This window comes from Thermoanaerobacter ethanolicus JW 200 (assembly GCF_003722315.1).
Classification (GTDB): Bacteria; Bacillota; Thermoanaerobacteria; order Thermoanaerobacterales; family Thermoanaerobacteraceae; genus Thermoanaerobacter; species Thermoanaerobacter ethanolicus.
This window is the reverse complement of the sequence record NZ_CP033580.1, coordinates 25957-47127: the sequence shown is the minus strand read 5'-3', so window position 1 is coordinate 47127 and position 21171 is coordinate 25957. Positions and strand designations below refer to the sequence as shown.

The following is a 21171-nucleotide window of genomic DNA, read 5'->3' as shown; positions in this document are numbered from 1 at the left end:
TTAATATACAGCTTGATAAAAGAGTATGAGATTTACTCGCTTAAAAAAAGAATTTACCGCATAAAACCTGCTGATGAGATTTCAAAAATTGTGGGTAAAACAGTAAAAAAAGATGTATTGCAAAAGATAAACGATAAGCTTAAAGCGGCAGGGAATCCCTTAGGCCTTACTGCTGAGACGTACATCCTTGCTCGTGCAGGGCTTTTTTTATTTTCAATTGCTTACGCTTATTTGACAGGAATGAGCGGAATTCAGGCTGCTTTACTAATTATTCTTGGATTTTTTGGCCTTGACATATACATTTCTTCTGTAAAAAAAGACAGACAGGAGAAGTTTAGAAGAGAAATGCCTGAAATAGTGGACTTATTCGAGCTGGGAGCAGCGGCCGATGTGCCGCTTGAGGACATATTTTTAATTACAGCTCAGTCAGCTCAAGCGAAGGAGGTGAGAAATGCATTAACAAAGCTTGCTGCAGAGTACATTATGACAAAAGAGAAGGAGGTGGCTTTAAAAAGGTTTATAAATGAAGTGAATCTTCCTGAAGCAAATGTTCTAGCTATGGCATTACTGCAGGGAGAAAGGACAGGAAGAACTTTAGAGATTTTATCTACTCTTTCTACTTCACTTTTCAACACGGCAGCATCCAAAATAGCCAGACAAGATAAATCTATGGAGTACAAAGTCCTTGCAGCTGTTTTCTTTTTAATGGCTTCTATTGTGACGCTTTATATTTACTCCTACTTCACAAACATTCAAGGTGGATTAAGATTAATTTTTTGAGGAGGTAGATTTAATGTTTAGGAAGATTAAAGAGTCAATCAAAAGGGCTTTAGGAAACTCTAAGGGATTTAGTGAAATTGTTGCTGTGGCTTTGATAATCTTATTTGTAATTCTTGTTGTAGCAAATCCTATTAAAAGTACTGGTCAGACTACAAGCAGAGGAATTTCAAACCTCAACTCTCAGATGGAGCAGGTATTAAATGGCCAGTAAGGAGGTGAAGGCAGGAGGACTTTTTAGCCTTCCTGCCCCACTTATGAAAAATTTCTGGAGAAAAGGAACTGCGGAAATAATTGCTTTTGTTCTTGTGCTCCCTTTTCTTATACTCCCAATTGCCAACACAGTTAATATGCTTACAGATTTGGTGAGGTACGATACTCTGCGCCAAGCAGCAAGACAGGCGGTTTTGAGAATGGAGATTGAAGGAGGACTGACTTCTGATGGGCTTTACAATCTTGAGGCTTTTCTCCAGTCAAAAGGGATAGACCTTAATAAGGTGCATATTGATTACACACCATACCCTGTTCCTTATGGGGAGGAAGTGAAAATAAGGATAGCTATGGATACTGTAATGAGGAGGTACACTATTACGCTTGGAGGTATAAAAAGAGTTGATGAGAGTACTCAGATGGTTTATGGGCCTATTTCGTCTATCAGCAAGAAGTATGAAAGATAAAAAGGGCATAAGTTCTATATTTATTGCACTGCTTTTTCTAATTCCTTTTATGACATTCAGCATGTTTTTGATAGAAAGCAGATTCTTGTATACCATTAAAAACAGTGCTGATGATGCTGTTGTTGCAGCAGCCCTAGCAGCACTAAAAAGCACAAATCCAGTGGATATAGCCTATGGAGAATATGTCCTTGATCCTAATGCTGCAAGAGATACTTTTTATGAATACCTTAAGAAGAACATGAAGCTTGATGAAAATATGAATCCACTGCCGGGAAGTGTTGCAGCAGGGCCGGTGCATGTTGACGAGTTTATAGTTTACAACCCCGGCAGCTACCCGACATTCTGCACTAGAGGAACGTTTATAAAAAACACGTCTATTCATGTTGTTGTAAGCTTTAAAGCTAAAAGACCAGCTTTAACAGGTTTGTTTGGAAAATATGTTGACATTGTTATACACCGTGATGTTGATAATTTCTATAATTTACAGGAGGAATGATAGATGTTTGTGAAGAAGAAAGCGATACTTATAGCATTAAGTTTAATTCTCGCAGGAGGTTTGTCATTTTTCCAGTATCAATACTTCAAAAGCATGGCAGAAAGTGATAAAAAGATACAGGTAATTGCTGCGGTTTCTGATATTAAATCAGGAGAAAAAATAGATACAAAGCTCGGGATAAAAGAGATACCCCAATCAGCATATGTAAAAGAAATGTACTTGGCAAATGAGAAAGCTACCGGCTATGCAAAAGTAGATATTGCTGCAGGGTCATATGTGCTGAAAAGCATGGTTTCACATGAAGAAGTACCTGTCTTGAAGGAGGATATGAGAAGAGTAACAATAGGCGTAAATTTGACATCATCTCTTGCAGGAAAAATTAAGCCGGGTGATTTTGTGGATATTGGATGGGTGCCCAAGGATGAAGCTAAAGATGGTGCTTCTAAGATAGTAGCTGAGAAGGTTCAAATATATGATGTTGTAAATAAGTCAGGAGAAGATGTTAGAAAGGCTGATAAAAACAATCAGTATGATAAGGAGTCTTTAATTCCTGCAGCAGTGACTTTAATTGTTACGCCTGAGCAGGCAGTTATTATAAAGGAATATGAAGCTAAAGGAAGTTTGTTTTTGCTAGGGTATTAAGGACTTTACAAAAAGAAGCAGCTGACCGAAAATATAATTAGAAAAGCCTAAGAAAAGGAAGCGAGGTAATAAAACGATGAAAAGAACATTATCAGCGGCTTTTTTAGGTTTTTTACTCTTTTATTTTGCTTTCCCCTCCCCTTCCTTTGCTGATTCATATTACAAGGGATTTTTGTACACTTATCAGAACAACACCTACATGATGGTGCCTGCAAGAGGCGTATTTCAGAGCATGGGAGCTGAAGTTAAATGGTTTGGTGATACTCAAACTGTTGAAATTACAAAGGATGACCTAAAAATTGTCCTTCAAATTAACAGTACAAAAGCAGTTGTAAACGGGAAAAGCAGAGAAATGCCTGTACCGGCAATAATTAAAAATGACTCTACTTTTTTACCCCTTCGATTTTTAGCTGAGCTAATAGGTGGAAATAAAGTAAAGTGGGAAGATGCCACTCAAACAGCTGTAATTCCTTTCAATGATTCAGCTATATATGTGAGGGCAGTAGATTACGATGCTGAAATACAGAGTTTCAGCACAAAAATTAACGGAATTTCCGTAACTGGTGTAAAGATTCCTTACAATTCACCTTATAAACCTTTAGTTGTTCTGGCTAATAATCAAATAGGGACTACTCAGAGCCTATATGATATGGCTAAACTCTATAATGCTTCTGCAGCAATTAATGGAACATTTTTTAGCGCCTATAATGGTCATCCTGATCCGTGGGATACAATTATCAAGTCAGGAAAAGTGGTTCATATAGGTAACATAGGAACTGTGTTTGGATTTACTGCAGATGGAAGAGTTAAGATGGAGAAATTAAGGATAAAAATAGAAGGCGGTACGAATGGGTCTTACTCATGGCCAAATAACTGGTACGCTTATGGATTTAATCATACACCTAATGGAAATGGTGTGTACATATTTACACCTGAATGGGGAATAAGTTTAGGATTTAGCTATGGAATAAATATTGTAGTGGAAAATGGTGTTGTCAAATACATTAAGGAAAACCAAGATGTTAATATTCCTGCTAATGGATATGTCATAAATCTTACTGGAAGTGAAGAGTATCTGGCAAGAGTGTTTGAAATTGGAAAAACAGTAGAGTACAGAATTGTTTATACAGATGCAGATGGAAACAAAGTGGACTGGTCGGATGTGGTTGAGGCAGTAGGAGCAGGTCCTACTCTTGTTAGGAATGGTGAGATAAATGTTGATCCTGTTAGTGAAGGTTTTACTGAAGCTAAGATTTTGAGTCTATCCTTTGCTAGAAGTGCAATAGGAGTAACTCCTCAGGGAGACATTCTCCTTGTGACTGTACCGAATGCTACTGTGTATCAGTTAGCGCAGATTATGAAGCAATTAGGTGCTTACAACGCTATGAATCTTGACGGCGGAGCTTCTTCTGGATTGTACTTTAAAGGAAAGTATCTTACAGCACCCGGTAGAAACTTAAGTAATGCGCTGATATTCTACAAATAAAGTTTGGGCCTGCACAAAATGTATGAGGCCTTTATTTTATTGAGGAGGTGGAGGAAATAAAGTATATCCCGGTTGCAGTGCTTCTCTTTTATTTAAGCTATCTAGACCTTAAAAAAAGGGAGGTGCCAGATTTTGCGGTACTTGCCCTTTTTATTTATTCCTTATTTACCTGCAGCAATTTTAAAGAAAGCTTTTTGACGGCAGCAGCAGTTTTTATACTTCTTCTCATTCCATCAATTATATTTGAAGGAAGTATTGGAGGCGGAGATATTAAACTTTTAACTGCTTTAGCTTTCTTTATGGGAAAAAATTTCTCTATGCTGGCATTACCAATGTTTATCCTTCTTGTTGCCACTCTAATTTACGGACTAATTAAAAGAAAAGGCTTAAAGTATTCTGTGCCTCTTGTACCTTATGTGTTTGTATCATACCTGTTCTATTTTTCTATGGAGGTGTTTTCGTGGAATTTGCACTTCTCGTTTTAGACTATGACGGCTACTATAAGCTTGAAATTGCAGGCGGATACTGTGACGGAAACTGCAGTGTGTGCAGGAAATGCACAAACAACAGAAACATTGTCACACTCATCAGAGAAGAAAATGCAGAGTTTTATCAAAAGTACGTTCTAGACCACCAGACAAGAACAGCTGAGTTATGTAAAAAAGTATCAAAAGCTTTTTCTCTCGATGAAAGCGAAAAAAGAATTTTAATTCAATCTGCACTGTTGCATGATATAGGAAAATTGCTAATAAATTTTAAAATTCTGTCAAAGGATACATCACTTTCACCCTTTGAAAGGCGAATAATGGAGTTTCACCCTTCAAAGGGTGCAGAGTGGCTCAGAGAAAGAGGTTTTCCTGAGGAAATTGTAACAATTGTTGAAACTCATCATGAAAGATACGACGGGATAGGTTATCCTTATGGATTGAAAGGGAATGAAATACCTTTCTTAGCGAGGATTCTAGCTGTATGTGACGCAGCTGATGCTATGATGTCAGGGAGACATTATAAGGCAGCTGTTGAAAAAAAGTTTATAATTGAAGAGCTACTTAAAAACTCAGGAAGTCAATTTGACCCTATGGTTGCAAGGACAATGATTGAAATTACACATGAGGAGGAGATGGCTAATGTTTAAAATAGGGCTTGACTTGGGATATGGGTATGTGAAAGGGGTAAATGAAGCGGGCAAAACTGTCCTTTTCCCTTCACTTGTTGGGAATGCATATCAGAGAAATTTAATAGGGCTGTTCGGGCAGAATCTAAATAACCTCATTGAAAACATGCACGTGGTTTTAAGAAACGGGAAAGAAGAGCAGGAAGAATATTTCATTGGCGATTTAGCAAGAAGAGAAGGAAGGAATGTATCCTATGCCTTTGACGAAAATAAAATAAATCATCCCAACACAAAAGCAGTTTTAGCCAGCGCTTCAGCACTTCTATTTCCCTCAAATGATGAGCCTGTACACATTGTGTCAGGCCTTCCTTTAGAGCAGTACATCCATCAGAAAGACGAGCTTAGAGATATGATTAAAAATTTCAAAGCAATTGTTGAGTTTAAAGGATACAACATCTTAAAGATAGTCAAATTCGACAGGGTAACAGTTTTCCCTCAAGCTGCAGGCGCAGTGTACTATGCCATAATGGACGATTTGCAGAAGTACCTCATAAAAGGAAGCTACATAGGGCTTATTGACATAGGCTACAGGACAACAGACTATATAGTTTTTGTTGTTGATGGAAAGCTCCCACTGAGAGAAGACCTTTCGGGCACTTTAGACATAGGCATGTCTCAGCTAAGCAATGCTGCTGATAAATTATTTACTCAGAAGACCGGCTCTAAGCTTGATATACCCGAGCTCATTCAGCTTGTGAATGAAGGAAGCATATTTTACAGAGGAAAAGTTTTGAACTTTGAAAAAGAGCTGAATGAGGTAAAGCTTGAAATATCTCGTGTAATACAAGATAGAATAAAGGCAGTATGGGGAAGTAAGCTGGACTTCTTCAACACAATTTTCTTAGCGGGAGGTGGAGCCGTAAGCCTATTTGACAGCTTAAAGAACCTGTATGAAAACACAGTGTTAGTAAAGAATTCTCAATTTGCCAATGCAAAAGGATTTCTTAAAGTAGCCGAACTGGAGGAGAAAAAAGAGAGGGATAGGGAATGACAAAAGAAAGGGAGCTGGATTATAAGGGTGCATGGGAGCTAATGAAGCAGATGGTTGACTACTACACGGGAGAAAAGAAGTACCTCACAAGGAGAGAAATAAAGTACATCATACGAGTGTGCGAAAATAAAGATGAGAAAGTTATTAAAATCATAGATGATGACAAAGGAGGAGCAAAAACATGATTAAAATAACTCTTCCTAAGAAAAAAGGCATGAGAGAGAAAGTTTATGAAATGTGGGATGAGCTGAAGCTTACCGGCCACATGCTTATAGAGCAGAAGGATAAAAGCTATGTAGTTACGCTTGAGCCTGAAAGAGAAATTTCTCTAGAGATTCTTAAAAAGAAACTGCCAAAAGAAAGCATAATTGAAGAAGCTGCACACAGCTGCACCGACAGAGCAGATGAAGATATGTTTACAGAGCCAAATTCAGAAGAAATGGACGCTTAAAAACTGCTTTCTTTGAATTTGTATTACAACTACTTTAAAATAGTGTTTACACCTTCTAAGCCTCACATTGTCTAAATAAGAAGGCTTTATTTTTATACTTTGTATTACACTTCTGATTAAGCATATGTTTACACATCTAAATCCTTAAAACAACTGCTTTTGCAAAGATTTATTTTTAATTTTGTATTACATCTTTAAGCAGTTAAAAATCAAGATTGTAATACAATTTTGCAGTTTACCTCCTCTCCCCTGTTCTTCTAACTGCTTTTGAAGGTGTAAACATAGATGGGAGTGAAGCAAATTGAAAGTCCACAGCTTCCGCACAAATAAAGAAGATAAGGACATTGAGGAGCTTCTTGAATCATTAAAGGAAGACAAAAGTCAATACATAAAGAATGCTCTGCGCTTCTACAGAGACTTTGGAGCCAAAATAGCAAAAATTGAAGCCATATTAGAAAAGCTGGAGCAGTCAGGTATAAAAGCCCAAATACCACCACAGCCTGCAGAACCTGAACCAGCTACTGAAAGTGAAACCTCAAATGATGAAAAAATTCTCCTTGAAAGCCTAGAAGATATTTTATCCCTTTAGGTAAACTTATGGGAGGCATAAAGATGGAGAAGCTTTATTCTATTTTGGAACCTTATGACAGCTGGTGGAATGACGAAGGAGAAGAGAAAAATTTAGAAGCAAGAAAGGCTTTGCAGGATTTTTATAAAGAGCTGAAAAAGTTAAGGCCTTCTAAAAAGTATGAGAAAAACATAGCTCACTTCTCATATATTCCTTACCTCGTTAAAATAAAAAAAGCTCTTGACGAGAAGAAATATATGAGAGCATGTAATGAACTAATTTCACTAATGCACTATGAACCTTTTCTTCAAGGCAGAATTTATTACAACGTCCTTAAACTTTTGGAAAAAGAGGTTATATACAATTCTTACGACTTTCAATATGCCATCGAGTTTACTAATCAAGTTCTAAAAGATGAGACAAAAAAAGAAGACAAAATTCGGGTGATAAACTTTATCCTTGATATGATTAAAGAGGATTTAAGGTGCCAGAAATTAGAAGATAGTTTAATAGATTTTCGCAGAGAAGTTATATATGAAATCTCAAAAATAAAGCATCATATTGAGAAAGATGCTACCTAAAACCACCTCTGCAGTATACAGGGGTGGTTTTCTATCTTTCAAAACCTGCTGAGCTTTTATGCTTTGTTTTTATAATGCAGGATAAGGCAAGGTGCGCTTCGCGCTGCACACACGTCGGGCAGTGCCCGACGGAAACAAATTTATAAGAGGTGCTTTTTAAGGGGCTTCTTTAAAATTAAGGATGTTCTAAAACACCTTGAGTATATGCAAAATCATTTTAAATTCTACACCTTTTTAAGGTGCTTGTTAGGAGATAAATGTTAGACAAAGAAATATTTTTCTCTAAAAGTTTCAAGGAAAGGAGGAAATTAAAAGAAAATGTCGAATTCTAATATGTAACTAAAAGTGGACAAGGAGTAGGCTTATGGCAAACAGAAAGATATACATGGAAGGATATCCATTTTATTTTTGGGAAATTAAAGAACATACTAAAGTCAAACATAGAGTTTTAGCAGAATATTTTGATAAATATGTAAAGATAGTTGGAAAACATCATAATATCAATTATATTGATTGTTTTGGTGGATGTGGAGCATATATTGACGAAAAACAGAATATCTATTTTGGGTCTCCTATTTTAGCAGCATTCGTAGCACAAGAAAATATAGAAAAACTAAATCGTGAGATTAAGATTTTTGTTATAGATACAGATAAGGAGAATTTAGATAATCTTCGAAAAATAATTAAATTTAAGAATATAACACTACCTATAGAACTAATTAATGATAACTATAAAGAAGGTACAGAAAAAGTTCTACACAAATATCCATTTACTCCTACCTTCTATCTAATAGATCCTTTTGGATATTCCTTGGACTATAAGTTTTTCAAAACAACGCGTAATGATAGAAGGTCAGAAATAATAGTAAACTTTATGTACAATGCATTGAATAGGGGGATTTCCATTGAAAAAGTGAAACAAACAATAAATAACTTGTATGGAACAGATGAGTGGGAAAAAATAAAAAATTTAAAAGGACGTGAACGTGAAAAAGCTGCTGTAGGTTTATTTGTCAAAAAACTAGAAGAAACATTTTCGCATGTAAAAGAATATAGAATAAGTTTTCCTGATAAAGATAGAACATATTACTATTTAATCCACGGAACTAATCATGGAAAAGGACTTAGAATAATGAGCTCTTCTTTTGCAAAGCATAACGATGGAAATTTAGAATATAGGGGACCTAAACAAGATCAGCAATCATTCTTAGACATGGAAGAAGTTAAAATAGATGAAATAAGTAACTTTTTATTAGGAAATTACAAAAATAGGCAAGTAAGTTTTTTGACTCTAGTTATTGAATGTATAAAAAATGGATATGCCGAAACTTTTGTAAGAAAAGCATTATTGAAGTTAGAGGATGATGGTAAAATTCGTATAATTCGTAAACCACAGTATACTTTACAAGGACATGAAAGGAAAGGCATTGAAGAGAATGATATTATTGTTTTTAAGGAGTGAAAACAAAATGGATAAGATTATTAGGAAAAGTTTACTCTATAAATCAGGGGTTGAATATGGAGATTATACAATAAATCATGTTATTGGATGTTCTCATGGCTGTAATTTTCCTTGCTATGCGTTTATGCTATCCAAACGATTTGGAAGAGTAAAGTCTTATGAAGAATGGATTAAACCTAAGATAGTTTCTAATGCCTTAGAACTTTTGGATAAAGAGATACCAAAATTAAAAGATAAGATTCACTTTGTGCACCTAAGTTTTATGACAGATCCGTTTATGATAGGGTATCCGGAAGTTGTTAAATTATCTCTAGAGATAATAAAAAAATTAAATAAAAATGGAATAAAGGTGACCACATTGACTAAGGGTTTATATCCTGACGAGTTACTAGACAAAACAAATTATGATACTGGTAATGAATACGGAATTACCTTAGTTTCGTTGGATGAAAATTTTAAAAGGATTTATGAGCCACATTCTTCAAACTACAGAGATAGAATAGAAAGCTTAAAAAAACTTCACAATGCAGGACTCAAAACTTGGGTAAGTATTGAACCTTATCCAACTCCGAATATTGTTAATCAAGACTTAAGAGATATTTTAAATGAAATATCGTTTGTTGATAAAATCGTATTTGGCAGACTTAACTACAATAAAAAAGTTAGTGAATATTTGTGGTATAAGGAATTCTACAATTATTGCACTGATGTAGTAATAAAATTCTGTGAACAACACAATATAGAGTATCATATAAAAGAGGGTACTATTACAGAAGATGCTCCTTATATACTTGAAGGTTATAAAAAAGACACACAAAAATTATTTTACACTAATAAAAAAGTAGCTATAAAATAAAACTCAATTATTAAGGTTTTCTACGAAACGGGATTACCGCCCGTTTCTTTTTTTACAAAATTTTAAGGGAGGGATAATTCTGAAAAAAATATATGTCTGGCTTCCAGAAGATATTTATAATGCTTTAATTAATTTAGCTTCTAGAAGAAATGAGCCCATTTCTGCTGTTGCAAGAAGAATACTTACAGAATCAATTACTAATGAAGCTGCAAATGATGGGATTGATAAAGTCACCGAAGCCGTGAGGAAAGCCATGCGAGATGTACTAAGACCAACAGAGGACCGGCTGGCCAAACTCATGGCAAAGGCAGCAGTAGCAGCTGCAACAGCAATGTACATGAATGTGCAGACTATAGCAGATCTGGGAAAGCACAATGCTGTTGAAATTTACAATGAAGCAAGAGTTAAAGCAGCTGCTTATCTCAAGGAAAGAGATGATAATGAATGACCGCTCCTTTTGTAATGATAGCAAAATTTTATTTACCTACACATGAAAATCAAGCTAAAAATGTTGCGCACCTTGTGTATATAGGAACTAAATCTGAAGTAGACAGAGGTGAATTAAATGAATTAGAAGAATTAGACGCAGGAAATAAATATGCAGAGAAAATACTTTCAAAGTATGAAAGTCTTGATGATTTTATTGATAATTTTGAAATAAATACTGCTGGCACTCCTGCAGGACATGTAAAGTACATGGATGAAAGACCGGGAAGCCATGGGCTTTTCAGCTCTGACAAAAATGTTAGTTTAAAAGAAACAATGAAAGAGTTAAGCAGACATTCTGGCATCGTTTGGCGATTTATTCTGTCATTGAAAGAAGAAGATGCTGTAAAGCTTGGATACACTACAAGAGACTCATGGGAAAAAGCTCTTAGAGCTACAATATCAGATGCAGCTGCAAAGATGGGAATTTCCGAGTCAAATCTAAGATGGGTTGCTGCTTTTCATCAAAAGAAAGGACATCCTCACGTCCATATCGTGATGTGGGAGAAAACACCTCAGAGGAATCGAGGAAAACTATCAAGAGGTGAGATAAAAGACATAAAAAAAGTATTTTTAAATGAAATATACGCAAAAGAAAGACTGGCACTTACAGCAGAAAAATCAGCCTTAAGAGATTTGATAAGAGATACAGCTAAAAGAGATGTTTCAGAAGTGCTGGAAGAAGTCAAAAAAGCAAGAATAGAAATAAGAGCACTAAATGGAGAAAAGCCCGGCCTCCCTCCCACTCTTGACCAGCAGACGAGAGAAGAGCTTTTAGAAAAGCTCAAAGAGCTGTCAAAAATTATGCCCCAAAAAGGACGCATCGTTTTTGCTTACATGCCTTCTGAAGTAAAAGAAAAAGCAAAAGAAGTTGCAGACTGGCTTTTAAAGCAACCGGGATTTTCTCAATCTGTTGAAAGGTATAAAGAACTTGCTAAAGAGCTGGCCAGCCACTACACATCAAATCCTGAAGTTTTAGAAAAAGCAGCAGAAAAGGCATATGAAGACATACAGAAAAGAACAGCTCAGATTGTGCTGAAGGGCGCAGCAGCACTGCAGGAAGAAAAAGCAGTAGATACTACAAGACTCACAAATTCAGTATGGCGCTCAGCATGGAGAGCTTTAGAAAGAGAAAGATTGAGAGCAGAAGCAGAGTCCATCACTGCAGCTCAAAAAGAAATGGAAAAGAAAAGAAGAATGGCAGAGAGAGGTGAAAGCCGTGAGGTTTAGAGCTATAATAGCGACTTTAATTCTTATGCTTGATTTTTTATTTACACCTTTTTTACTGCTTTTCCCGATTTACGCTAAAGATTACGGCTTTAAAGAAGGCCTGCCTAAATGGGAGGCATATATAAAAGAGAAGCCTTTATCAGGAATATCTTTACTGCTCAAAAGAGAAGATGTAAAAACTCCATGGCTGTGGCTACAGCCTGCTGTTTTTGCAGCTTTAGTTTCTGTGCTCTTCCCTATTTATGGGAGGAAGAAAAGAAAAACTGATGAGTTAGGGCTTCCTGAAGCTGCAGGAAGAGGAGAATATGGAACTGCAAGATGGAGAACAGAAAAAGAAGTATCAAAAACTTTTACTGTGTGGAATCTACGCAACAACAACCCCCCGAAAGGGGGCTTTATTGTAGGCTTTAATCCTTCTACTTCAAAAGCATGGCTTGATGCAGGAGATACTCACTTACTAGTTATAGGCTCAACAAGAAGCGGTAAATCAAGAAGGATAATACTGCCCACTATATGGACTCTTGCAAAGGCTAAAGAAAGTATGATTGTATCTGACCCTAAAGGAGAGCTATATGGATATTCATCAGAGTATTTAAAAAAGCTTGGGTATAAGGTAATTCTCATAGATTTGCGAAATCCATACAGAGGCAATCAATGGAATCCAGTTTTAGAAGTAGCATCTTATCTTGAAGCCGGTGATTATTCTCTTGCAAGTCAGAGCGCATGGGACATAGCAAACATAATAACAAATCAGCAGCCTCACATAGGGGTAGACCCCATATGGCCTCAGTCTCAGGAAAGTCTTACTGCTGCTTTAATTTTGGCTGTTGCTTCTTCTGCGCCAAAGGAGGCAAAACATTTAGGCAGTGCTTATGAGATGCTCCACCGCTTAGGCACAGGTGGAGGAGAACTTTTAGACAAGTATTTTAAATCACTTCCTAATAACCATCCTGCAGCTTCAGCCTATGGGGTTGCAGCTCTTTCAGAAGATAGATTAAGAAGCTCCATATTCACAGGAACAGCAGCACAGTTGAGACTTTGGAGCGACCCTGCTATTGTATGGCTTACATCTAATAAGGACCATGATTTAGATGTTGTAGGAAAAGAAAAAGCAGCTGTGTTTATAGTTATCCCTGATGAAAGGAGCACACGAAACGTATTAGCAACGCTTTATATTTCTCAAGCCTATCAAGCTTTAGTTGACCTTGCAAATAAAAGTGGAGGAAAACTTCCTAAAAGAGTAAACTTTATTCTAGATGAATTCGGGAACCTTCCTCCAATACCTGACTTTGATAAGAAAATCACTGTAGCAGCAGGGCGCAATATGAGGTTTTTACTGGCTGTTCAGGATATATCACAGATTAAAGCGAAATACAGAGAATTAGCTCAAACAATTACAGGAAACTGCGCTGTCTGGGTATACATCCTCACAACAGACCCGGAGACAGCAAAGATAATAAGCTTAAAGACAGGACAGTATACAATAAGGACAGAAAGCTACTCTTCGCAGGTTAGACATACAGATTACAGCCACAGCACATCAGAGGGCCTCACAGGAAGGCCTTTATTAATTCCCGATGAAGTTTTGAGGTGGCCACAGGATAGAGCACTTATACTTCAGGCAAGGCAGAATCCCGCATGGCTTCCTTTACCTGACCTTTCTAAATGGCCTGCAGCAAAAGATTTAATTCCTGCTGCTTTAGAAGAACTTAAAAAGGAGGTGGTGTCAGTACCTACATGGATACCCGACATTAGTCTTTTAGAAGAAGGTAAAAGTAAAGATATAGAGAGAACTAATGAGAATTTATTATCAAAATTAAGGTAAGGAGGTTTTATTTATGCCAAGTTTTGTTTCTGGTGCTGTTAATCTTTTAAATGATGTCTTAACATGGATTCTTTATATCATTCCTGCTGCTTCTGGCGCAGCTATAGGATACCACGCTCTAATGAAGCAGATGGGAGACGGCGACCCTGCTGTTACTGCAGCGCATAACAGGTCTATAAGGAACATCCTAATCGGCGGCGCAATAGGAATGAGCGCAGCTTCAATTGTTAAAGTATTTTTATCCTACTTCAAGTAATTCTAAAGGGTCGGGATAATCCGGCCCTTTCTGGAGGTGTTTTTCTTGTTTGCTGCGATAGAGAACATGATTATGAATGCTGTAAATAATTTTTTCACGAATATACTGGATTCGCTTCTCTCCCTTTTTGTTTCATTTTTGGGAGATGAGATGGCACTGGCTTTAAAAATTTTAAATACGCCTTATGTAACCAACGCAATTTACCTTACAAAAGTAGTAGCAGGTACTCTTTTAGGAGTAAAGGTAGCTGCTGAAGCATTAAAGACATACATCTTATACAATTCAGGTGATTCATCAGCACAGCCCTTAGAGCTTCTTAAAAGAACTGCCTTTGCTGCTTTGATGATTTCAGCAGGTCCTTGGGCAGTGACAACGGTGTATGAGTGGGGCACAGAACTTGCAAAGGCTGTAGCGGCCTTACCTTCAACACAGACGGGCAATCCTACGGCAGGAATTACTTCAATTCTTCAGCAGCTTTCTTCTTTTTCTTCTGCTGTTATTTTCATTGCCCTTACAGCAGCAGTTATATGGATTTTAATTCTTATTCAGACAGGCATAAGGGCTGTGGAAGTTGCTTTTCTTGCAGTGTCAGCTCCAATCATGGCAGTAGGGCTGACAAGACCTGATGAAGGTGTGTGGTCTGTCTGGTGGAGAGAGCTTGTTGTTTTATCTTTATCTCAAGCTGTGCAGACTTTTATGATTAGGGGCTTTCTCTCAACAGGAGTTAATATGCAGTTTAGCCAGCCTGTACTAAATCTTTTAATGCTCATAGGCTGGCTGTGGGTTGCATTTAAGACTCCTGCTGTTTTAAGGCAGTTTGCATATCATTCAGGACTTGGCTCTGCCATAGGCCATGCAGGACAGACAGCAGGCAGCATGTATATATTAAGAAGAGTTATGATGAGAGGATGATGTGGGTTGTATCAAGTGCCTAAAAATATTTCTGCAAAGTTTGAGTTTTTTCCGGGCTTTGGATGGAAAGAGCTCTTTTTTGTGCTTGCAGGGCTTTTGTTAGGCTTTGCTGTTTATTTGATTTTATCTATCTTTACTCACTCTCCTGCTAGGTACTTGGCAGTGTTTATTTTTACAGGCCTTGCTTACTTTCTGGTTATTCCCGGACCTGACGGGAGCAGCGTGCTAAATCTTATTAAATACTACCTCAAATGGAGCAAAAAGCAGAAGAGATACCTTTATGTGCAAGGAGGTTGCAGAGATTGATTGGGATTTTTAAAAAAGAGAAAGCTGTAAAAAAAGATAAAGCAAAAATAGAAGAGCAGAAAAGAAAGGCTGTTCAGGAATGGATTCCTGTAAGAGATGTTGCAGAGGATATGATTTTGTTAAAAGACGGTCGTTATGTGTGTGTTTTAAAAGTTATGCCTTTGAATATCAGCTTAAAAAGTGAAAATGAAAAGAAAAGAATTATACAAACAGTTTATGAAGCTTTAAACGGCTTTAAAGAGTCTATGCAGATATTTTCTATAGGCAGGCCAGTAGACCTTGACTCTTACATCGGCTATCTTCAGACAAAATCTAAGGAAGAGATTAACATGACTAAAAAAAGATTACTTCAGGAATATTTAAAATATGTTGCTTCTATCGTTACAAGTGGCGAGGCAATAGAAAGGCGCTTTTTTATTATGCTTTCAGGCAAAGAAAAAGAAGAGCTTAAAGCAAAAGCCCATGAGCTTGCCAACAATCTTGAAAAATCAGGTTTAAAAGTAGAGTTAGCGCAAGACCAAGACATAATAGACCTTCTCTTTAGCTTCAGCCATCCTTCTCAGGCTGCATTTGAAAGAGCGCCAGCTTTTAATGGACCATACTTACCACCTGTGTATTCTTAAGTGAGGTGAGAAATGTGAAGAAAAAAGAAGTAAATATACTTTCAGGTTTAATTGATATGATTTCGCCACAGGCATTGGAGTTTAATGCAAGACAGATTGTTTTCAATGACCAGCTTGCAAGAATTCTAGTCATTGCAGGCTATCCTCCCAAAGTAAATGCTGCATGGCTTTCAAGAATCGCAGGAATGCCGGGTGTGGTGTGCTCTGTCCACATTGAACCTACCGACCCTACAAATTTAATCATGAGTTTAAATAAGGCTATTGGTGAATATGCAGGAAGGCTTGAAATGGGAGGAAATGCCCTCACAATGCAGAGGACAGAGCAGGCTTTAAAAGATGCAGAAGAGCTCATGAGGAAAATAGATCAGGAACAGCAGCAGGTATTTTACGTAACGGTAGTTCTTATGGTCCTTGCTCCTAATCAGCAGGAGCTTGACAGAAAAACACGTCAGGTTGAGGCTTCTTTAGCTGCTTCAGGTATGAGAGGAAGAGTCCTTATATTCCGCCAAGAAGAAGGCTTAAAAGCTGCAGGGCCCTTCTGCACACTGCCGGATGAGGTAAAAGATGCAGGGGCAAGGAATATGCCTGCTGAAACTGCTGCTGCCTCCTTTCCCTTCACTGCTTCAGGCATAAATGATGGAAGCGGTGTTGTTTTGGGAAAAGACAGAGATGGAGGATTGGTACTGGTTGATATATGGAAAAGAGGAGGAGACAGGACAAACTCAAACTGGACAATTCTTGCAAAGCCCGGCGCAGGAAAGAGCTTTACTGCTAAAATGCTTCTTTTAAGAGAGTACATGCAGGGAAGCAGAATTATAATCATAGACCCTGAGAGAGAGTACAAAGATATGTGCAATAAGCTTGGAGGGGTGTGGATTAATGCAGCAGGCGGTGAAGGAAAGATAAATCCACTTCAGGTGAGATTAAGGCCTGTTGAGGAGGAAGAAGAAAAGCAAGATTCATCTTTTCAAAGTCCGTTAGCCTTACACATCCAAACATTAAGGACATTTTTCAGTCTATACCTCCGAGACCTCACAGACACAGAAAAAGCAGCATTAGAGGATGCATTAGTGGAAGTGTATAAGGAAGCAGGAATAACATGGGATACAGACCCTAAAAGTGTTCCTAATGACAAATGGCCTACTGTGAAAGAACTTTATGAATACCTTGTTAAAAAAGCGGAAGAAAATCCTGAAGCCTATGGAAGGCTTTCAGTACTTTTGAAAAGAGCAGCAAAAGGAGCAGACTCATATTTATGGGCAGGGTCAACTGCTGTAGAGGCCGACTCCGATTTTATTGTCTTTGATGTTCATGATCTGCAGAATGCTGAAGACCAAGTTAAAAGAGCGCAGTACTTCAATGTACTTTCTTTTGCATGGAACATCCTTGAAAGAGACAGAAGAGAAAGGACTGTTTTAGTCGTCGATGAAGCATGGATGCTTGTTGACCCTCAGACGCCTCAGGCTATTGCATTTTTGAGAGATACATCAAAGCGAATACGAAAGTATAATGGAAGTCTTATTGTTATAAGCCAGAATGTCATAGACTTTTTAGCACCAGAAGTGCAGAGGTACGGCCAAGCACTACTGGATAATCCAACATATAAGCTCCTTTTAGCACAGGGAGAAAAAGACTTAGAAGCAATAACAGCTCTTATGAACCTTTCTGAAGCAGAGCACGACCTTCTAGCAAATGCAAAAAGAGGAGAAGGCCTTTTTGTTGCGGGCACACAGAGAATTCACATAAAGATTGAGGCAGCACATCATGAAATGCAGTACTTGACTGGAGGCGGAAGCTGATGCATACCTTAGGGAAAGTGCTTTTAGCACTTCTTCCAGATGATTTGGAGAGCATTTTTAAGTTTGCTCTCCTTTTTGTTGTTGTTCCTGTTTTAGTGATTGCTGTAATTTTTGCCGGTCCCATTACTGCTTTTGAGAAAGTTCCACTTATTACTGCAGAGCAGGCCAAATTCTACATCGATGCAGCAGAAAAGGTGAAGAAAGAATTTAATATGGGCCCTGACTGGAGGGAGCTTGTTGCTGTAGATGCTGTAAGGTTTAAGCAGGACTTTTCTAAAGCTACTCCTGAAAGTGCTTATAAGCTTGCTTCAATGTTTGTGAAAAACACAGGAGAAGTTGTTACAGAGAATGGAATGCACTTTCCGGTATATAAACTTTTGAGTTTAGACGAGGTTTTAGATATGCTTGACTTCACAGAAGAAGAAAAAGATAAAGTTAAGGAGTTTCTTGAGTTTCTCAAAAACACAGACCTTTCTTTTTTGTTAGATGCAGGAATACCTGAGGGATGGGTGCCTGCTGAGAAAAATCTTAAGTGGCCTGTGCCGGGGGTTTATAAAATTACTTCTCCCTTCGGTCCTCGAATTGACCCGGTATACGGAGTAGAAAAATTTCACTCTGGTGTGGATATAGGCGCACCAGCAGGAACACCGGTCACAGCTGCTCTGGATGGAGAAGTAGTCTATGCTGGGTGGAATGACGGTTACGGCTTAGTTGTTTTTATATGGCACAACAACAATTTAGAAACAAGATATGCTCATCTATCTTCCATAGCAGTTAAGCAGAGGCAAATTGTTAAAGCTGGTGATGTGATTGGATATGTAGGCTCCACAGGAAAAAGCACAGGCCCTCACCTTCATTTTGAAGTAAGAGTTGGAGGAAGAGCTGTAAATCCACTTGACTTTTTTAAGTAAGAAAGGAGGTTCGGGCTTGCTTGTTTCACTTATTGCTACAAAGCAGATGGCTGAGGAGATAAAAAAAGCTTTAGCTGATGCAGGAGATCTGATTTTTGAGCATATTGGTAAATTGGATTCTGAGAGTGTTAAAGAAATATTTTATTCTGCTTCTCGGGTCTCTGCAGATGTGCTTATTATAGACCTCGATGTTTTTTCAGGTAAAGAAATTATTTCTGCTCTTCAAGGTTTCAGAATTGCAAGACCTAATACCAGAATAATTGTTATTGCACCTGAGAGGAAGCCGGGTGATGAAATAATTTCTTCTGTAGTCGGCTTGGGTATATACGACATAGCAGAAGGAGAAAAAGAATCCAATTGGGGTGAGATAATAAAAAATATTTTATTTTCTCCTCCAGCTACATATGCTCAAGCCGCAAGATGGCATACAGGTCAGTTTTTAAATGCTTCTATACAGGCAAAGGAAAGGGTTATTATAGAAGAAAGGCCGGCTGGTATTGTCACTATAGCAATAGCCGGTACTGCTCACGGTGTAGGATGTACTCATATAGCTCTCTCTATTTCTTCATTTCTTGCCCGTTTAGGACATTCTACAGCAGTTATAGAAGACAGCCAGAGGCCTGCATTTTCTTTTTTATGCAGTGTCTTAAAATCAAAAGAAGGAAAAGTAGAGGGGTCTTGTGCAGTTCATGGAATAGATATTTTTCCAATATGCGAGAGCGGAGACAATGGTAATTGGAATTATGATATGCTTCTTAAAAAAATTAAAGCAGGACAGTACGAGTATGTTGTTAGAGACCTTGGGATTTTGGATTCAGCAAGGAAAAGAGAAATGTATAGAGCTGATATAGCTTTTGTCGTGGCTTCAGCTGCAAAATGGCGATGGCATGAGGTTATTGACAGGATTGATTCTGAATTTAGTGTTATTTTCCCTTCAGCTTCGCAGAGTGATGCAGAAGAAATTTCTTTTTATGCAGGAATTAAAGGGACAGCTTTACCTTACTGTCCAAACCCTTTTGCCAAAGAAAATGATTCTGTTTTTCTAAAACTGCTTGCTCCTGTACTGCCAAGCAGGAAGAAAAGGAGAACTTTGTTTGGAGTTTTTTAAACTAAAAAGCGAAACTTCTGAAAAATAACAGCGGTACGGATTTTTCATTTTCGCTTCGCTCAAAACAAAAATCCGATTAAGATAGCACCTCTGCTTTCGCAGACGTGCTTTTTTGTTTGCCCCCGCACCAAAGATTATACGCCTGCTCGCCTTTCGGTCAAGGGGCAAGCCCTTCGGGTCGGTGAGCATATCCTCCCTTGCTTACGCTCGGTCCGGTATCCCTCCCCGACCCCTTGACCTTAGGCTCGCAGGCTGTTTTGTTTTAACTGCCGGGGGCAAACAAAATTTGATTTTGAATTTTTTAGGGAGGTGCTCTTAAGTGAGTATGAAAGAGATGAGAGAAAGAGTTATGGAGTTTTTGAGAGAGCAATTGGAACTTGACAAGGTTATATTAGAGAAATGCGACCTTATGCCGGGAGGTGTTTTTGTAAAGGACAGAGAAGGTAAAAGCATGCTGGTTTTTTACGATTTTATGAAAGATAAAGTGGATTATTGGTTTGAAGATGAAAAATAATTAAAGAATTTTATAAAAAATACTATCAAATGATTGCAAAATTGTTTGGAATGTGATAAAATACTAAGTGAAAGGAGTATATGCTATGACTGAAATTGAGGAAATTAAGAAATTCCTCAATAATGCTAAAGAATTGATGAAATCAGGTGCTTTTGATTTTGTTCCTCGAAAGAAAAATATGGATTCAATTAAAGAAGCTGGCCTAACAATTAAGCATGTTAAAGAGATTATTATGGATTTAACTTACAAAAATTATTATAGAGGCCCTAATAAAGATTTGGGAAGCAACAGGGAAGGTTTTATATGGGAATTTGGGTATGATATTGAAGGAACAGACTTTTACATAAAGCTTAAAGTTGAAAAAAGAGGAGAAAAAGAATGTTTAGTGTGTCTTTCTTTCCACAAAGCAGAACAGCCATTAGTTTATCCGTATAAGTGAGGAGGTGGAAAATGTGAAGAAATTCTGTCCTGTCTGTGGTACGGAACAAGAAACAGAGGTGATTGAAAAAGAAGAGGTATCAAATGTTAGAGGAGATGAAATAAAGGTTTTGGCGAGGATAAGGGTGTGCAGTGTTTGTGGTGAAGAGCTGTTTGATGAAGAATTAGAAGAAGAAAATATACAGAGGGTCTATGATATATATCGAAAAAAACACGGCATACTCTCACCTAAAGAAATAAAAAACATCAGAGAAAGTTATGGGTTAAGCCAGAGAGCCTTTGCCAAGCTTTTAGGTATTGGTGAAGCTTCTATTGCAAGGTATGAAACTGGAGCTTTACCTGAAAAATCTTTGAGCAACATGATAATGCTTTTGAAAGATCCAAAAAATATGGAGAAGTTGTTAGAAAAAAATGAGGAAGCTTTAACCCCTAGGGAAAAGATAAGGCTTCTGCGTAGATTAAAAGAATAGGGATGTGCAAAATTAATTAAAATAATCATAATCAAAAACCAAAATATGTATTACATACAATATATAGTAATCAACACTGACAATCAAACATAAAGGAAGTGGTAAGGGAAAAGAAAAGACAAAAAGAGGAGC

The 21171-nt window shown here is 37.6% G+C and carries 28 protein-coding genes; all 28 read left to right on the top strand.

All coding sequences use genetic code 11. The annotated features are described in order from the left end of the window. The first annotated feature begins 12 nt into the window (after positions 1–12). Positions 13–780, top strand: a complete 768-nt coding sequence (locus EB239_RS00285) for a type II secretion system F family protein (RefSeq protein WP_003870366.1) — start codon at positions 13–15, stop codon at positions 778–780. 13 nt (positions 781–793) lie between these two features. Further along, on the top strand, positions 794–991 hold the full coding sequence (locus EB239_RS00280; protein WP_003870367.1) for a hypothetical protein: 198 nt from the start codon (positions 794–796) through the stop codon (positions 989–991). Further along, positions 981–1454 (top strand): hypothetical protein, encoded by a 474-nt coding sequence (locus EB239_RS00275; RefSeq protein ID WP_003870368.1) that lies wholly within the window; start codon positions 981–983, stop codon positions 1452–1454. Before EB239_RS00280 ends, EB239_RS00275 begins: the two co-directional genes overlap by 11 nt. Further along, positions 1393–1950, top strand: coding sequence for a hypothetical protein (locus tag EB239_RS00270; protein WP_003870369.1), 558 nt, complete (start codon positions 1393–1395; stop codon positions 1948–1950). The genes EB239_RS00275 and EB239_RS00270 overlap by 62 nt, the downstream gene beginning before the upstream one ends. A gap of 3 nt (positions 1951–1953) precedes the next feature. Beyond that, a complete protein-coding gene (gene cpaB / locus EB239_RS00265; RefSeq protein WP_003870370.1) occupies positions 1954–2592 on the top strand; it encodes a Flp pilus assembly protein CpaB in 639 nt (212 codons plus the stop codon). A 76-nt stretch (positions 2593–2668) separates the two neighbouring features. Next, on the top strand, positions 2669–4078 hold the full coding sequence (locus tag EB239_RS00260) for a phosphodiester glycosidase family protein (protein ID WP_003870371.1): 1410 nt from the start codon (positions 2669–2671) through the stop codon (positions 4076–4078). A gap of 47 nt (positions 4079–4125) precedes the next feature. After that, positions 4126–4563: an A24 family peptidase gene (locus EB239_RS00255; RefSeq protein WP_318261418.1), complete on the top strand. Its 438-nt coding sequence runs from the start codon at positions 4126–4128 to the stop codon at positions 4561–4563. Beyond that, positions 4539–5213, top strand: coding sequence for an HD-GYP domain-containing protein (locus EB239_RS00250; protein ID WP_003870372.1), 675 nt, complete (start codon positions 4539–4541; stop codon positions 5211–5213). Before EB239_RS00255 ends, EB239_RS00250 begins: the two co-directional genes overlap by 25 nt. Further along, positions 5206–6243, top strand: a complete 1038-nt coding sequence (locus tag EB239_RS00245) for a ParM/StbA family protein (protein ID WP_003870373.1) — start codon at positions 5206–5208, stop codon at positions 6241–6243. The genes EB239_RS00250 and EB239_RS00245 overlap by 8 nt, the downstream gene beginning before the upstream one ends. After that, entirely contained in the window at positions 6240–6428 is a 189-nt protein-coding gene (locus EB239_RS00240) for a hypothetical protein (protein ID WP_003870374.1), read from the top strand. Before EB239_RS00245 ends, EB239_RS00240 begins: the two co-directional genes overlap by 4 nt. Then, a complete protein-coding gene (locus EB239_RS00235; protein WP_003870375.1) occupies positions 6425–6694 on the top strand; it encodes a hypothetical protein in 270 nt (89 codons plus the stop codon). The genes EB239_RS00240 and EB239_RS00235 overlap by 4 nt, the downstream gene beginning before the upstream one ends. A gap of 301 nt (positions 6695–6995) precedes the next feature. Then, positions 6996–7283, top strand: coding sequence for a hypothetical protein (locus tag EB239_RS00230; RefSeq protein WP_003870376.1), 288 nt, complete (start codon positions 6996–6998; stop codon positions 7281–7283). 23 nt (positions 7284–7306) lie between these two features. Next, positions 7307–7843 (top strand): hypothetical protein, encoded by a 537-nt coding sequence (locus tag EB239_RS14800; protein ID WP_003870377.1) that lies wholly within the window; start codon positions 7307–7309, stop codon positions 7841–7843. A 364-nt stretch (positions 7844–8207) separates the two neighbouring features. After that, a complete protein-coding gene (tcmP, locus tag EB239_RS00220) occupies positions 8208–9305 on the top strand; it encodes a three-Cys-motif partner protein TcmP (protein WP_003870378.1) in 1098 nt (365 codons plus the stop codon). Positions 9306–9312: 7 nt separating this feature from the next. Further along, on the top strand, positions 9313–10161 hold the full coding sequence (locus tag EB239_RS00215) for a radical SAM protein (protein WP_003870379.1): 849 nt from the start codon (positions 9313–9315) through the stop codon (positions 10159–10161). 253 nt (positions 10162–10414) lie between these two features. After that, entirely contained in the window at positions 10415–10609 is a 195-nt protein-coding gene (locus EB239_RS14795) for a hypothetical protein (protein WP_003870380.1), read from the top strand. Continuing rightward, entirely contained in the window at positions 10606–11877 is a 1272-nt protein-coding gene (gene mobP3 / locus EB239_RS00205; protein ID WP_003870381.1) for a MobP3 family relaxase, read from the top strand. The genes EB239_RS14795 and mobP3 overlap by 4 nt, the downstream gene beginning before the upstream one ends. Next, positions 11867–13702 (top strand): VirD4-like conjugal transfer protein, CD1115 family, encoded by a 1836-nt coding sequence (locus tag EB239_RS00200; protein ID WP_003870382.1) that lies wholly within the window; start codon positions 11867–11869, stop codon positions 13700–13702. The genes mobP3 and EB239_RS00200 overlap by 11 nt, the downstream gene beginning before the upstream one ends. 13 nt (positions 13703–13715) lie before the next feature. Then, positions 13716–13958, top strand: coding sequence for a hypothetical protein (locus EB239_RS00195; RefSeq protein WP_003870383.1), 243 nt, complete (start codon positions 13716–13718; stop codon positions 13956–13958). 45 nt (positions 13959–14003) lie between these two features. Further along, positions 14004–14870 (top strand): conjugal transfer protein TrbL family protein, encoded by an 867-nt coding sequence (locus EB239_RS00190; RefSeq protein ID WP_003870384.1) that lies wholly within the window; start codon positions 14004–14006, stop codon positions 14868–14870. Between the two features lie 6 nt (positions 14871–14876). Continuing rightward, the gene (locus EB239_RS00185; RefSeq protein WP_003870385.1) at positions 14877–15176 is read left to right on the top strand and encodes a PrgI family mobile element protein; all 300 of its coding nucleotides are present in this window, start codon (positions 14877–14879) and stop codon (positions 15174–15176) included. Further along, complete coding sequence (locus EB239_RS00180; RefSeq protein ID WP_003870386.1) at positions 15173–15799, top strand: hypothetical protein; 627 nt, start codon at positions 15173–15175, stop codon at positions 15797–15799. The genes EB239_RS00185 and EB239_RS00180 overlap by 4 nt, the downstream gene beginning before the upstream one ends. A gap of 14 nt (positions 15800–15813) precedes the next feature. Next, positions 15814–17598, top strand: coding sequence for a VirB4 family type IV secretion system protein (locus EB239_RS00175; RefSeq protein WP_003870387.1), 1785 nt, complete (start codon positions 15814–15816; stop codon positions 17596–17598). After that, entirely contained in the window at positions 17598–18509 is a 912-nt protein-coding gene (locus EB239_RS00170; protein ID WP_003870388.1) for a M23 family metallopeptidase, read from the top strand. The genes EB239_RS00175 and EB239_RS00170 overlap by 1 nt, the downstream gene beginning before the upstream one ends. A 16-nt stretch (positions 18510–18525) precedes the next feature. Beyond that, on the top strand, positions 18526–19617 hold the full coding sequence (locus EB239_RS00165) for a hypothetical protein (protein ID WP_003870389.1): 1092 nt from the start codon (positions 18526–18528) through the stop codon (positions 19615–19617). A gap of 325 nt (positions 19618–19942) precedes the next feature. Beyond that, complete coding sequence (locus EB239_RS00160; protein ID WP_318261473.1) at positions 19943–20131, top strand: hypothetical protein; 189 nt, start codon at positions 19943–19945, stop codon at positions 20129–20131. Positions 20132–20216: 85 nt separating this feature from the next. Further along, positions 20217–20570, top strand: coding sequence for a type II toxin-antitoxin system MqsR family toxin (locus EB239_RS00155; RefSeq protein ID WP_003870391.1), 354 nt, complete (start codon positions 20217–20219; stop codon positions 20568–20570). A 4-nt stretch (positions 20571–20574) separates the two neighbouring features. Next, positions 20575–21039 carry a type II toxin-antitoxin system MqsA family antitoxin gene (locus EB239_RS00150; protein WP_318261417.1) on the top strand — a complete coding sequence of 155 codons (465 nt, stop codon included), beginning with the start codon at positions 20575–20577 and terminating at the stop codon, positions 21037–21039. Positions 21040–21171 lie beyond the last annotated feature (132 nt).

Coding starts and splice junctions, on each gene's coding strand:
- EB239_RS00280 (WP_003870367.1), top strand. CDS start 794: ATGTTTAGGAAGATTAAAGAGTCAATCAAAAGGGCTTTAGGAAACTCT.
- EB239_RS00275 (WP_003870368.1), top strand. CDS start 981: ATGGCCAGTAAGGAGGTGAAGGCAGGAGGACTTTTTAGCCTTCCTGCC.
- EB239_RS00270 (WP_003870369.1), top strand. CDS start 1,393: ATGAGAGTACTCAGATGGTTTATGGGCCTATTTCGTCTATCAGCAAGA.
- cpaB (WP_003870370.1), top strand. CDS start 1,954: ATGTTTGTGAAGAAGAAAGCGATACTTATAGCATTAAGTTTAATTCTC.
- EB239_RS00260 (WP_003870371.1), top strand. CDS start 2,669: ATGAAAAGAACATTATCAGCGGCTTTTTTAGGTTTTTTACTCTTTTAT.
- EB239_RS00245 (WP_003870373.1), top strand. CDS start 5,206: ATGTTTAAAATAGGGCTTGACTTGGGATATGGGTATGTGAAAGGGGTA.
- EB239_RS00240 (WP_003870374.1), top strand. CDS start 6,240: ATGACAAAAGAAAGGGAGCTGGATTATAAGGGTGCATGGGAGCTAATG.
- EB239_RS00235 (WP_003870375.1), top strand. CDS start 6,425: ATGATTAAAATAACTCTTCCTAAGAAAAAAGGCATGAGAGAGAAAGTT.
- EB239_RS14800 (WP_003870377.1), top strand. CDS start 7,307: ATGGAGAAGCTTTATTCTATTTTGGAACCTTATGACAGCTGGTGGAAT.
- tcmP (WP_003870378.1), top strand. CDS start 8,208: ATGGCAAACAGAAAGATATACATGGAAGGATATCCATTTTATTTTTGG.
- EB239_RS00215 (WP_003870379.1), top strand. CDS start 9,313: ATGGATAAGATTATTAGGAAAAGTTTACTCTATAAATCAGGGGTTGAA.
- EB239_RS14795 (WP_003870380.1), top strand. CDS start 10,415: ATGCGAGATGTACTAAGACCAACAGAGGACCGGCTGGCCAAACTCATG.
- mobP3 (WP_003870381.1), top strand. CDS start 10,606: ATGACCGCTCCTTTTGTAATGATAGCAAAATTTTATTTACCTACACAT.
- EB239_RS00195 (WP_003870383.1), top strand. CDS start 13,716: ATGCCAAGTTTTGTTTCTGGTGCTGTTAATCTTTTAAATGATGTCTTA.
- EB239_RS00170 (WP_003870388.1), top strand. CDS start 17,598: ATGCATACCTTAGGGAAAGTGCTTTTAGCACTTCTTCCAGATGATTTG.
- EB239_RS00160 (WP_318261473.1), top strand. CDS start 19,943: ATGAAAGAGATGAGAGAAAGAGTTATGGAGTTTTTGAGAGAGCAATTG.
- EB239_RS00155 (WP_003870391.1), top strand. CDS start 20,217: ATGACTGAAATTGAGGAAATTAAGAAATTCCTCAATAATGCTAAAGAA.